The 12343-nt window shown below is 49.2% G+C and carries 11 protein-coding genes and 1 tRNA gene; 6 read left to right on the top strand and 6 right to left on the bottom strand.

What is annotated here, in order from left to right; genetic code table 11:
- The first annotated feature begins 51 nt into the window (after positions 1-51).
- The 3 genes from V6Z81_10395 to V6Z81_10385 all read left to right on the top strand — a co-directional run bounded on the left by V6Z81_10395 (position 52) and on the right by V6Z81_10385 (position 4753).
- On the top strand, positions 52-3747 hold the full coding sequence (locus tag V6Z81_10395) for a hypothetical protein (protein ID MEG9862874.1): 3696 nt from the start codon (positions 52-54) through the stop codon (positions 3745-3747).
- 245 nt (positions 3748-3992) lie between these two features.
- Complete coding sequence (locus V6Z81_10390) at positions 3993-4136, top strand: hypothetical protein (protein ID MEG9862873.1); 144 nt, start codon at positions 3993-3995, stop codon at positions 4134-4136.
- A 158-nt stretch (positions 4137-4294) separates the two neighbouring features.
- The gene (locus tag V6Z81_10385) at positions 4295-4753 is read left to right on the top strand and encodes a hypothetical protein (protein ID MEG9862872.1); all 459 of its coding nucleotides are present in this window, start codon (positions 4295-4297) and stop codon (positions 4751-4753) included.
- Positions 4754-5047: 294 nt separating this feature from the next.
- On the opposite strand, the gene V6Z81_10380 is transcribed toward V6Z81_10385, so the two are convergent.
- The 3 genes from V6Z81_10380 to V6Z81_10370 form a co-directional block, all read right to left on the bottom strand.
- Positions 5048-5120: transfer RNA gene (locus V6Z81_10380), tRNA-Phe, on the bottom strand.
- 76 nt (positions 5121-5196) lie between these two features.
- Positions 5197-5397 carry a DNA gyrase inhibitor YacG gene (gene yacG, locus V6Z81_10375; GenBank protein ID MEG9862871.1) on the bottom strand — a complete coding sequence of 67 codons (201 nt, stop codon included), beginning with the start codon at positions 5395-5397 and terminating at the stop codon, positions 5197-5199.
- Positions 5394-6044: a Maf family protein gene (locus V6Z81_10370; GenBank protein ID MEG9862870.1), complete on the bottom strand. Its 651-nt coding sequence runs from the start codon at positions 6042-6044 to the stop codon at positions 5394-5396. The genes yacG and V6Z81_10370 overlap by 4 nt, the downstream gene beginning before the upstream one ends.
- 344 nt (positions 6045-6388) lie before the next feature.
- Here V6Z81_10370 and V6Z81_10365 point away from each other — a divergent pair, with 344 nt between their 5' ends.
- Positions 6389-6541 carry a hypothetical protein gene (locus V6Z81_10365; protein MEG9862869.1) on the top strand — a complete coding sequence of 51 codons (153 nt, stop codon included), beginning with the start codon at positions 6389-6391 and terminating at the stop codon, positions 6539-6541.
- Between the two features lie 230 nt (positions 6542-6771).
- Here V6Z81_10365 and V6Z81_10360 read toward each other — a convergent pair whose 3' ends face one another.
- Both V6Z81_10360 and infA read right to left on the bottom strand, forming a co-directional pair.
- Complete coding sequence (locus V6Z81_10360; protein MEG9862868.1) at positions 6772-8490, bottom strand: porin; 1719 nt, start codon at positions 8488-8490, stop codon at positions 6772-6774.
- Between the two features lie 73 nt (positions 8491-8563).
- Positions 8564-8782, bottom strand: coding sequence for a translation initiation factor IF-1 (infA, locus tag V6Z81_10355; GenBank protein ID MEG9862867.1), 219 nt, complete (start codon positions 8780-8782; stop codon positions 8564-8566).
- A 264-nt stretch (positions 8783-9046) separates the two neighbouring features.
- Between infA and V6Z81_10350 the strand changes: the two genes are divergently transcribed.
- Both V6Z81_10350 and V6Z81_10345 read left to right on the top strand, forming a co-directional pair.
- Positions 9047-9976, top strand: a complete 930-nt coding sequence (locus V6Z81_10350; protein ID MEG9862866.1) for an SDR family NAD(P)-dependent oxidoreductase — start codon at positions 9047-9049, stop codon at positions 9974-9976.
- Between the two features lie 300 nt (positions 9977-10276).
- A complete protein-coding gene (locus V6Z81_10345) occupies positions 10277-10588 on the top strand; it encodes a hypothetical protein (GenBank protein MEG9862865.1) in 312 nt (103 codons plus the stop codon).
- Between the two features lie 165 nt (positions 10589-10753).
- Here the strand turns inward: V6Z81_10345 and V6Z81_10340 are convergent, their stop codons facing one another.
- Positions 10754-12232, bottom strand: a complete 1479-nt coding sequence (locus tag V6Z81_10340; protein MEG9862864.1) for a sulfatase-like hydrolase/transferase — start codon at positions 12230-12232, stop codon at positions 10754-10756.
- Positions 12233-12343: the final 111 nt, after the last annotated feature.

Raw genomic sequence — 12343 nt, 5'->3', positions numbered from 1 at the left:
TCATCCCGATTGACCCAAGACCGACCATACACTAACTTTCAAACTGGACGTGTGGATGGGGGCAGGTCAACTATTGCTTCAGACGATGAATTTAGAAATAAATTATTATTAAAATTTAAGTGGGATTTAGGCGAGAAGCAACTTGAGAGCCTCATAGATTTAATTGAAGAGCGCCTAGTGTACCACGGGGATGGGAGTGGCATCTTACCAGATGATAGTCGTGGTGCATTACCTGACTTACTGCAACAGGTAATTGAGCACATTAGATTAAACAATAAGTTTCCGCTAAGAAGAAAAGATTTTTTAGATGCATTTGCAAATTCTGCAACTATCAGAATTCCAAAAAGTGAATATCATCAGCTAACGGCGTTTGCTGCCACTCAGAAATCTATTGCAACAAATTCCCCAAGCCTTAAGGCGCTAGTGGATACAGCGCTAAAACAGTTTATTGGCGGTGAGCAAGCTGCTTTGGCGATTAATTACGATAGTCCAATATCAGTCGTAGATGGCTCATCACCAAGGCTCCTTTTTGGTAGTCCAGTACCAGTTGCAGATGGATCATCACCAAGGACAAAATTAGTCCAAACACAAACTGACATAATACAGATTGAACGAATACTTATTATTCACGGTAGTAGTGGGCTTGGGAAAACAAATTTGGCGACCCAAATAACTAGGAATATTGGAGGTGAATGGAATAGGGCGGGATTGAGAGGGCTAACACCTGAAGTAGTTAGAAATATTCTTAGGGTTGGATATTTTGCCGTCCATGGAAGATCTATTGAACCATTTTTTGTTTTAGATGATTTAGATTTTAGTCAGTCGCGAGAATTTGAAGGAGAACTGACTTCATTTGTAGACTTAATAAGGGAAATTAGAGGTTATCTAATAATTACTTCTCCCTACAATCCACCGGTATCTATCTTTCCAAAATTTGAACTGTCGGATGACGCCATTCATGAAATACCATATATGGATGAAAGCGAAATAAGCGATACAATAAAATTACATGGGCTATCCGATGAACCCTCTGTGAAGGATTGGGCGAGAGTAATAAGAATATTTTCTCATGGTCACCCTCAATTAGTACATGCACGGGTTCGTAGCCAGAGTCAAAAGGGCTGGCAAGCACTTTCACCAGAAGAAGCGTTATCGGCGCCAGATTTTTCTGAAGTACAAAGAAATTTTCGAAATTATCTAACGCAAGAGTTAGATACTGAAGATGCCCGACGCCTCCTGTATAGACTATCTATCATATCTGGTAGTTTCGCCCGTAGCACTGCAATTAAAATTGCTGAATGTCCACCTGCAATTTCGTTACCAGGTGAAGTGTTTGAGAAGTTAATCGGCCCCTGGGTTGAGGATGAAGGAAAGGAAAAATACAGAGTGTCACCATTGCTGATGAGTTCAGCGAATCATGTTCTTAATATAAGAGAAATTAAGGCAGTTCACTCAATTATAGCAGATTCAATTATCAGTCAGAAGTCACTCAATGAGTTTGAAGTTTTTGAGGCATTTATTCATGCATTTTACTCAGAATATTCTAATCCTGTTACTATCTTATCAAGTCGAATAATTCAACTTAATACGGAACAATTGCAAAACTTTACGTTTGTAGGGGACCTCATTGTAGGGATGGGCCCAGACGAAAGAAAATTGTTGCCAAATGACCCATCTGTAGAAATTTTGTTCAGACTAGCTCAAATTAAAATAGCTGAGACAAGGGGTAAAAAACCAGATGTAATTAGGTTAGTGAATACCGTGAGCGGTTTAATAAAAAATATTCAACAAGTGCGGGGCAAGCAGGCTGTTATTGCGATGGCATATTCTATAATTCTCACTCAGGCAGAAGTTGCACTACCACCAGAAACAACTATCCCTATGCTCTTAGGTATCAGAGATGTAATTGAAAACACGGAAGAATTAGCGGATTTAGCGAGCAATTTTCCAAAAAGTTTTCCAGATTTAAGAATTTCAGATAATAACCATTTTGCTCAAACATTGTTTTTGCTTGAAGCCTATAGAGTATCCGGAGTTGAGCATCTTGAAAAAATTATAAATACTTTAGATGAATTATCTAATGATGAACGAGTATTTTTAATAGGAACATTTAATTTAAATGTAGATTTTGCGGGAGACCTGATTAGTTGTGCGTGGATTAAAGAGGTTAATAAAGAGGAATACGATACCAGTAATCTAATAAGGGTCTTCGACAAATTAATTGATATGTCACAAGCATGGAATTGCAACAATCTATTGAAAGAAGCAATAATTGCAAAAACTATAATCCTAGATGAATATATGGAGAAGTCTGATCAAGCACTAAGCATTATTGAAGAAGGATTAGTCAAATTCCCAAATGATATTTATTTACTTAACCAGAAAGCAAAAATATTCTTTCACCAAGAAAAATACACCCAAGCAGCGATAATTTATGATGTCATCTGGGAAAATGACGAAATGCATGATAAGGCAAATGTATTTATGTTAAAATTGGCTGGCATTTGTGCGGCAAAAATTAATTCCTTGAAGAAAGTAGAGATTTTTTTCAACCGAGCTGCTGACATTGTAGGTAGGGTTGAAAACCCCCATTCTCGGGCTCCAGCGCTTCAAGCAGGCTTTCAAGCCGAAGCTGCTTTAGCAATTTGGGAGCGCGGTGAATGGTCTGAAGCCTTGAAAAAGTTTAAGGTGGTGCTATCTCTTCTTGAGAACATTCCTATTACTGAGGATCTATATTCACACTACCTTTATGCTAGCGTTGGAAATGCACTAACCTGCATCTACAACGAAGCATCAGAAGCTGAGAATCAAACTGCAGGTGAGTATTTAACAAAACCATTTGTAGGTATGTTCACTAATACTGATCCAGGTGAGGATATACTCAATTACGGCACTCGAGATATTCACACTCTTTGGGAGATTCTGTCATATACGGAGCAGAACCTAGAATTGGATCTAGGAATATACGAATACACCCGCCGAAAATTTACAGAGCCGCCTACAACTCTCTTAGTTGGTAGGCAGCGGTTAGTTATGCTTGATAATTGCTGGAAAAAAGGTGATTTTTCGCTTCTTATCTCTCGAACTGTATCTGTTTTTGAAATTATGGCTCATAACAAGCAACACGCAGGGCGAATTGATATTGGCACGATGAGAGAAGAAATTGCTCCTTTGCCCAGCCAATATTGGAAAGATAATTTTGAGCATATATTATGGAGAATTATTGGGGCATCTTTGGTTCTTACAATTTTGGAACCAGAAGAAAATCTTCCTCTTGAGCAATGGGTTAGTGATGCAGAAACTAGTGTTGCATTAATTCAAGAGTTTACCGATTTCATCGGAGTCCTTGGTGGACAGCAGCCAGTCAATGATGCTTATCAATTAGCTGCAGCTTCCATCCTTTATTTAAGGCAAAACGACACTACGCCGACCGAACTTTGGGGGGCTTTTTTTCGGGTACTCAATATATTAGCTCATTGGCATGGCCAAGACGGAAAGGAAGAAATAAACGAAGCATTAGACAGACTTGTTGTTAAGCACTGGTCTCTAGTAGCAAATAATCAAGGATTTAGATTTTCTAATCCAAGCTATGTTTGTCCTGAAATTATAGGAATGTGCAATAATAAAAACATGTCAGGTATTTTCAAATTAGCCTCAATATTAGATATTTCAGCACCAGCATTAAGTATTCCTTTGGATGAAAGTGCTCGAGAAGCTCTGAGAAAAGTAATAGAACTTAATACTTAGATTGCTCGTAGGATTGACCCTCCCCCATAAATTGGACCATCAGGATTGTTAGAGAAGATGTGACCTAAACTGACTCCAGAGCGATCATAAACTAACTTTCAAACTGGACGTGTTGATGGGGGCAGGTCAAGGGTCAAAAAAAGTTTGCACAAGCAGTAATTATTTTATAGAAAAATCAATTATTTATCAATCTTGAGACAAAGGCTAATGCGTTTTGAGACATATTTAGTGCGTATGAGACAGACTTGAATGCGATTTTACACTGGCGGCAGATCTCCCGGCAAGACAACTGGGATGGTGAGGTCGTTTCGTCTGAAGACGATTTGGAGCATAACGGAATAAAAATCATCTGGCATGCCAGTAATGTAATCTCGGAATCTGACAGTTGACAGGATTCCGAACAGTCATGGGGGCCCGACAAAGATGATCGTGATCGGCATCACGGAGAAGAAGTCCAGAAAAGTCTGGATGGACGTGATACCTGACACCCGCAGCCGCGCCATTGCCCAGATTGGAGGGGTTCGGTGCCTTTACCCTGCGAGCCTTTATGGCGCATCCTCCGTCTGCAACCGAAAGCCACACTGAACGTCTGGGACTGGCACTGGAAGGAGGCCTGATGCGGGTAGATGCGGAATTCGTGTCTCCCGCCTCTGATTTCTCACCCGTTCGTGGCACCGGCTCCTGGGAGAATGGGCCCACGCTGGCGTTGACGGCTCATCTAAGCACAAATTACGAGGTAACACCCCATATCAGGTCTCTGATGCGTGTCAGTTGCCGTTACGAGCACATGATTCCTGAAGATGGCACATTGCTGAGAGCATATGATGCGGCGCTGTGCGGTGTCCATACGGGGCTGACCATGGACCTTGGCGGAGGCTGGCGGTCCGATCTGACCGGTACCCTCACAAGCCCACGCACGGGTCGTGTGAGGCTGGCTGGTCGGTCCGTGGATCTGGGCGATGATATCAGGACTGATGCCCGTGCAGAGGTCGCGCTGGAGTGGTAATTGCTATCCACGAAGACGACTTTTTGCCCGAGGCTGCTTTATATAATCACCCTAAAAATAAGGCAATATGTGTCCAAGGTAACCCATAAAGCAACAAACTACCCGCTACGTCATTCTGGCAAAATGGCAAAAAGCAGATTGCAAAAATGGAAAAATATTTGCCTTAAAAACAATATCTTATGAATTTGGTGACAAAGCTTAATTATATTGGTGACAGATTTAGTTAGAAAGTGACAAAATTAATTGTGCGTTACAATATGAACCACTGCCTTGGCAAAGGACAGGGCGGAAAGGTGCCCAGGGGCGGAATCGAACCACCGACACGCGGATTTTCAGTCCGCTGCTCTACCGACTGAGCTACCTGGGCCTACAGGGGGCATTGGGGTTTTGTGAAGCCCCATCGGGGTTATAGGCAATAGAAATATGCCTGTCCAGATGCCGGCCTATTCTTCCTCCCCGTCCGGATCATCGCCAAAGCCGCTGCCTGAAATAACATAATTGTCGTTCAGCCAGCGCCCTAAATCCACATCCGCGCACCGCCGCGAACAAAAGGGTTGAAACGCCGCAACGGAAGGCTTCTTGCAGATGGGGCAGGGCTTCCCCCCGGATGAAGCCGTCTTATGAGTATTACGACCTGTATTCATGAACCTTCCTCATGAGGCGACGAGGGAGAGGGCGGGGATGAAGCCAAAAGATTACCCCCGCCGGTAGCCGGCAAAAGACCATTCCCGTTAAGCAGGGCGGCGGTTTCAAAAAGAGGCAGCCCCACCACGCCTGTCCACGAACCCGTAAGTTGCCGAACAAAAGCGCCCGCATAGCCCTGAATGGCATACCCGCCCGCTTTGCCGTGCCACTCGCCGGTTTTGAGATAGGCGGCAATCTCCTGCTCATGCAGACGTTTAAAAATGAGGCGTGTCTCGGACATTTTTTCGAGGGCTTTGCCGTTAATCACCAGACACACGGCCGTATAAACGCGGTGCGCGCGCCCCGACAAAAGAGTAAGACACGCCCGGGCCGCCTCTTCATCTGTTGCCTTTGGCAAAATGCGCCGTCCGCAGGCCACCACCGTATCCGCCGCCAACACGGCCCCGTCAGAATGCCGGGCTGCAACGGTGTTGGCTTTTTCGCAGGCCAGACGTTTTGCCAGCAGGCGGGGTATTTCCCCGGGACGGGGTGTTTCGTCAAGTTCCGCTGCGGTGATGACAGCCGGTGTCACGCCGATTTGTGCCAGCAAATCTTTCCGGCGCGGTGAGGCGCTGGCCAGAATGAGCGTCCGTGACGGATGAGACATGGCTAAAACCCACCGGTAAGAATGCTTGACCTCTTTGCAGGGCTGCTCCTGAGGCGTGTGCGGGAGAAATTATTGTGTCAATAATTGCGTCAATATTATTGTGTAAATTATGGGGCAATGAAAGCGAAACTTTGCCGGATCAATAACCCCTCCGTTTCCCGTACCCGTCCCCGAATTCGGGACACCAATACCACATTTTCCGGAGCCCTTCAAAAAAACCGTGATAAGCCTGCGGTTTGCCCCGGTGTTTCAAAACGGATATTGACCGTGGTCCCCGCCGTGATAGGGTTTACCGGACCGGAGAGTCATGACAACTAACAACAGGTAACAAAAAGGAAAAGACAATGAAGATTTTATCCGTACTGGCACTGGCGCTGGTTCTCGGCGCACCGGCCCCCGCAGCTTTTGCCGGCGATTCGGCGAAGGAGTTTTTCTGCGGCCCGAATAAGGATTGCTCCTGGGACCAGACAGGACGGTTGATTGAAGATCTGGACTAAACCCCTCTAATCAAAAATCCGTCCAAACGGTCAACCCTGCCGGCTGGCAGGGTTGATAGCAAAAGACCCTGTGAGTCTTTTGCTCCGTGCTGGACGAATATTACAGACCTGTCAGTCGGTCTAATGGCTACTCCCGCTTTGTGTCTGTGAGAACGCTCTGCTTTGCAGCGGCGAAGCCCAAACTGTTGACTCAAACAGGGTTTTTTAACGTCTCAACGCCGGATCTATAACTAGAACGAGATGTTCATGACAACACCACCTGATGTTGACTTGATCTCCTGCGTCTGGAATCTCCCGTTATTATTCGGGTTGCCGCCGTTGTCGTCCTTGATCAGCTGGACTTCAACACCGATGTCAACGCCGCGTCCGAGGGCATAGCTGCCGCCAACCTGCAGGAACGTGTTTCGCGAAGCTCCCAGAGCCACCGGCTCAGTTATGTCTGGATCATCAGGATGACGCCTAATAGTAGTCTGATCCGTAGCCCTGTGGATTCTCATGCCGCCTTCCTCTTCTGCATCAAAATAGGCTACACCGGCACTCCACGGACCCCGGTTCCATGCCACACCGGCAGTCCATGCGGTTGTCTCACGGTCACCGGTATGAATAGTGTTGGCCTGATTCTCGCCATAGTAATAGGCACCGCCAAAGGTGAGCGCTCTCCATGCAAGGGCCCCGCCGACGGTCCAGTTAACCGGGTCTTCCGCTCCGGTAATATTGGATGAACCGGTCTCATAGCCGGCGCTCAGGGCAAAATCGACAGCATAATATCCCTGAGCTTTGAAGCGCCGCGTATAGGAGACACCCACGTCATAAATATTCTCCAGACCATCGCTGCCCGCTCCTTCCGTCGTTTGCAGACCGAAACTGTTCCGTAGCCCTTTTACGTCACGGTTGTTGGGCGTATAGGAAGTCCCCAGCTGGAACCCGGCAATCCGGGGCGTGAAGTAGCTCAGCTTGATGGCATTGCCGGACATCTGCGCGTATGTGTTGGTACGCACGCTCGTCCGCGAGATGTTGTAAAAGTTCGGCGAGTCGACACCGTTCCCCGGCACGAACCACGGCGACGAATAGTGCATCTGATAGGCGGCCCCCTCTATGCCACCCAGAACGAGGCGTCCGAACCCGCCGTTGACATAGATGTAATGTTCGTCAACGAGGTCACGGGCGTCCGAACCTTCAAAGGCTTCAAGGACAACCTCTCCGCCGACCTGCATGCCGTTTTCAAGGGTCCCCTCCGCCTTGATGTTGATTTCTCCGCTGCCCAGTTTGGCCTGATTCTGCGAATATTCGTCCGTCCTTTCGGGCGCATTTTCTACGGTCTGGGTATAATAGAGGACCTCGTCTGGAGCATTATCGGGGTTATTTGGGGGCCGTGAATCACGGTTGATGCGTAGCAGGTCCGGGTGTATCGATACAGGTTCCCCTCTGGCACCAGTGTTTTGATCTTCACACCATCCATAGTTATGGGCAGGTGTGTCGGCAATAAAGGACTGATGATAGGCAGCATTATGGCCTCGGAATCCTGGACTGGTTACCGGTAAGAAATCACCACCTTGCACACAAACGGCATGCACGAACCGCCACGGCAGATCATCATGCGCCACGCCCTGGGCAAGCAGGCGCTGGTTAAGCGGGTGCAGCTGATTAAGAAGTACAGTGGCCCGAGGAACGGAAGCAGGAATACGAATTCTATTTCCATCACCATCCATAATATATCCAGGATCATCCATAATATATCCGGGATCACCCATCACAGCCGTACCAGGCCTGTGGACCTGTCGTACAAACTCGCCGTCATACGCATTGGTAACATTGTCATCAGCATTGATGACATAGAAGCCGGTGTTCAAATGGCCGCTGATAGTGACGGAAAGTTCCGACGCCGCAACCGGTGCTGCCATCAGACCCGCCGTCGCCAGTGCCGTACTACCTAAAAGTATCTTTTTCATCTGTCTTCCTTCCCTCGTTGTGGCCCCGGGTTCTTCTGCGCCGGATAACCATATTAGATTAGCATATTATTTGTTATTTGTGACGATATGTAACACGCCCCTTGGTTAAATCGTAAGGGGTCATTTCAACCGTAACCGTGTCACCCGCCAGAATGCGGATGCGGTTCTTACGCATTTTACCGGCGGTGTGCGCCACAATCTCGTGACCATTCTCCAGACGAACCCTGAAAGTCGCATTAGGCAATAATTCCATGATTACACCATCAATTTCAAGTACTTCTTCTTTGGCCACCCATATTCCTTTTCCGTTCCTCTCCTTGTTGCGGGACTGCTCCTGAGTCGGGAATGTCAGCATTACCGCAAATTATAGCCAAAATCAAGCGGGGGTGCATGAAAAACAGGCCGCAGGGGTGCAAATGGCGGTGCGGAACAGGGCGGAAGGGTTGAGATAGCCCCCCATAACCGCTAGCCTTGCTCCGTCCCCGCCTAAGCAAGGAGTCGCCGGGGATGAGAATTTGCAAACAGGATAATCAGGATAACAGGGAGTAAGACAACGATGGCACCACGGAAATCAGGCGTATTGGAGGGTAAAACCATATTGGTAACGGGTGCGGCCCGGGGCATCGGGCGAGCCTGTGCGATGCTGGCCGCCGCCGAGGGAGCCCGCGTCGTGGTGAATGATCTGGGCGGTGGTGTCGCCGGCGGTGACGAGGGCTCTGCCGGTCCGGCGCAGGAGGTTGTTGACGAAATCGGAAAGGCGGGCGGTGAGGCGGTTGCCAACTCCGACAGCGTGACCGTCAGGAGCGGTGTTGAGCACATGATCGAGCAGGCCATGGATGTTTCTGGCGGTCTCCACGGCATCATCAATCCGGCGGGTATTTTGCGCGATGCCATGTTTCACAAGATGTCCGAAGAAGATTGGGAGGCCGTTCTCACCGTTCATCTTGAGGGATCGTTTAATGTAACCCATTGTGCCGTCAATCATTTTCGCAAGCAGGAGGAAGGCCGGTTTGTTCTGTTTACATCCACCTCCGGCCTGATCGGCAATATAGGACAGGCAAATTATGCGGCGGCCAAAATGGGCATTGTGGGCCTTTCGAGGATTATTGCCATGGAGGGAGCCCTGAAGAATGTCCACTCCAACGTTATCGCCCCCTTTGCGTGGACCCGTATGATCGCGACCATTCCCGTAAAGGATGAAGCCTCGCAGCAGCGGGTCGAGCGTATGAAAAACGCCATGCGCCCCGAACAGGTGGCCTCGTGTGCCGTCGCTCTTGTTGCGCCGGATTGCTCGGTAAACGGGCAGATTTTTGCGGTGCGCGGCAATGAGGTCTTTTTGTTCAGCCAGCCCCGTCCGGTGCAAAGCGTCGCGCGGCTGGAAGGCTGGCAGCCCGAATCACTTCTTAATCACGGTTTTCCTGCCATGACGGCCAATATGGCCGATCTGGGCAATACCGCATCGGTGTTCACGACCGAACCGGTATAGGGGCTTATATATAGAGGCTTATATCCGGAATTATTCGTGGACCGGTTAGGGCCGAATCGATAGGCACTTTTTTGCGGTCATTCTGTTGCAGGCCATGTAATTAACACAGAGACCTGTATTCTCAGAAATACTCGTCTCCTGCGGTTCTCCTGATTCGCCTGACCCGCAATATTGTGCCCGCCTGACTAAATTGTGACCCGAAGTTGATGAAAGTCATGACACTTATGCGGTAATGTAATAGGCAACCATATCGCCCCGAATGAAACAGCTCCCCGCAGGAGCGATGGAAAGGAACGGCAAATGAAACCTCTGACTATGCTTTCAACGGCTCTTGTAATGGCTCTGGCTCTTGGTGGCCCTGTCGCTTTTACATCCGCCCCCGCCCATGCCGGTGATTTGCTCTCCTGTAGCGCCTACCGCTTTACGAATCCCGGACAAAGTGTTCCCAATGATTGCGCCGATGGATTACTTGAAGATCTGGCTTTCGGCTTCATCACTCCCGCCCATGCCGGCGATCTTGGCTGTTCCTTCCGGCAGTGCCATGATGAAGACGGCACACCCTACCGGACTTTTGGGCTGATTGAAGATTTGGAAATGGAGCAAATGAAATAGACGCTTCTATATTCCGGAGAGATTAAAGACAATAACGGCAAACCGGAACTTCTGGCTTGCCGTTTTTTTTGAGGGATAAAAGTTAAGGACTTTTTTGACCGTATTTAATGGGGCTATCTTGGTTGACTAAGTTGGGTTAGCTAACGGGAAAAAAGCGTCCTTCTCTTACTTCCATCCCCGCGGGTTGGCCGCCATTTCCGCATTGCGGGCATCAAGAATTTCTTTGAGGCGCGCTGCCACATCGGGCCTGTGCGTTGACACATCGTATGATTCGTCCGGGTCCGTTTCCATGTCAAACAAAAATGGCCCGTGGTCGCTCCAGACCGGAATGAAGACCGGGTCGGTGGCATAGACAATCGGCTTGCGGTCACGGTATTTATAGCGGCCCTGCCGCACTGCCATCAGCGTACCGGCGCCATAATAATAAAGCGCATCATGCGGCGTCTTGCCGCCACGCAGCGTCTGGCTGATTGACAGGCCATCCAGTTTTCTGTCGGCCGGAGCGGCAATTTTCAATTCGTCCAGTAATGTCGGCAGCAGGTCGGAACCCATGACCGGTTCGCCGGAGACACGCGGCTGCAATTGCGCCGGCCAGTGCGCAACAAACGGCACATGAACACCACCCTCGAAAGTCTCGCCCTTGCGCCCGCGCCCGGTGCCGCGGCCTTCCCACCACGGACCGTTATCGCTGGTGATGATAATCAGCGTGTTGTCGAACGTGCCGCGCTTTTTCAGTGCGGCAACTATGCGTCCCACCGTGTCATCCAGTCCCTGCACCACATCGCCGTACAAACCGGCATCGGAGCGGCCATGCTCATGCGGCGCGGTGTATAGCGGCACATGCGGAAAATTATGCGCGAAATAGAGAAACATCGGCTTGTCTTGCGGCGCACCGGCAATAAATTGCTCGGCCTTCTCGGCGTATAGCCCGTTGAGAGTCGTCTGATCGACCGGGTCGGCGTATGCAATCTTTTCACCATCGCCCGCAGCGCCTTCAACCAGATGAAACGGGTTCATGTCATTGGAGTGATAGGTGCCGAAGAAAATATCAAAGCCAAACTCGGTCGGGATGGATTGATCATGATCGCCCATATGCCATTTGCCGACCATGGCGGTGTGAAAGCCCGAGGCCTTCAGCACATCGGCGATGATGATTTCCTCGCGCGGCAGACGCACCGGATTGTCAAAAAACCGGTTCAACAGGTCAATCGGCGTGCCGGAAGGAAACGGCACCGCCGTCAGCCCGTTTCGCGGCGCCATCCGTCCGGTCAGCATCGCCGCCCGCGATGGCGAACAGACCGGCGCCGGCGCAAAATAATTCGTCAGCACCACACCGTTGGCGGCCAGCTCATCTATATGGGGTGTTTTGATCGACGTATTGCCGGTAAAGCCGACATCGCCAAAGCCCAGATCATCAAACAGGATGATAACGATATCGGGGCTGTGTTGTCCCACCGATTGCGGCAGGCCCGAAAGATAGACCTGCTTGCTTTGTAACCGTGCCGCATCATCGGCCTGTTCGTAAGTGGCAATCTTGAAGGTGACGTATGCGACAAGCAGCACCGCGCCGGCGACCGGCACCGCCAGAACAAGCGCCAGCCGCTTCAGCCATTTCGATATTGTAGGGGTCATGATCTTTTTCAAAATTACCGGCTTTCCTCTGCTGACTGGCTTACGGCTTCCGCATGGCGTTGCGGCGGTAAAGGGTGAATAGGTAAAGCCAGAATAACATGAAAGCCGCCAATGCAATGATGC

The organism is Parvularculales bacterium (assembly GCA_036881865.1).
GTDB lineage: Bacteria > Pseudomonadota > Alphaproteobacteria > JAPOUT01 > JBAJNM01 > JBAJNM01.
Note: the sequence above shows the minus strand (reverse complement) of the source record. Positions and strands in the feature narration are given on the sequence as shown.

Bases quoted from the DNA above. Each gene is read 5' to 3' on its own strand.
- V6Z81_10385 (MEG9862872.1), top strand. From the start codon at position 4,295: ATGGCGCATCCTCCGTCTGCAACCGAAAGCCACACTGAACGTCTGGGA.
- yacG (MEG9862871.1), bottom strand. From the start codon at position 5,397: ATGAATACAGGTCGTAATACTCATAAGACGGCTTCATCCGGGGGGAAG.
- V6Z81_10370 (MEG9862870.1), bottom strand. From the start codon at position 6,044: ATGTCTCATCCGTCACGGACGCTCATTCTGGCCAGCGCCTCACCGCGC.
- V6Z81_10365 (MEG9862869.1), top strand. From the start codon at position 6,389: ATGAAGATTTTATCCGTACTGGCACTGGCGCTGGTTCTCGGCGCACCG.
- V6Z81_10360 (MEG9862868.1), bottom strand. From the start codon at position 8,490: ATGAAAAAGATACTTTTAGGTAGTACGGCACTGGCGACGGCGGGTCTG.
- V6Z81_10350 (MEG9862866.1), top strand. From the start codon at position 9,047: ATGGCACCACGGAAATCAGGCGTATTGGAGGGTAAAACCATATTGGTA.
- V6Z81_10345 (MEG9862865.1), top strand. From the start codon at position 10,277: ATGAAACCTCTGACTATGCTTTCAACGGCTCTTGTAATGGCTCTGGCT.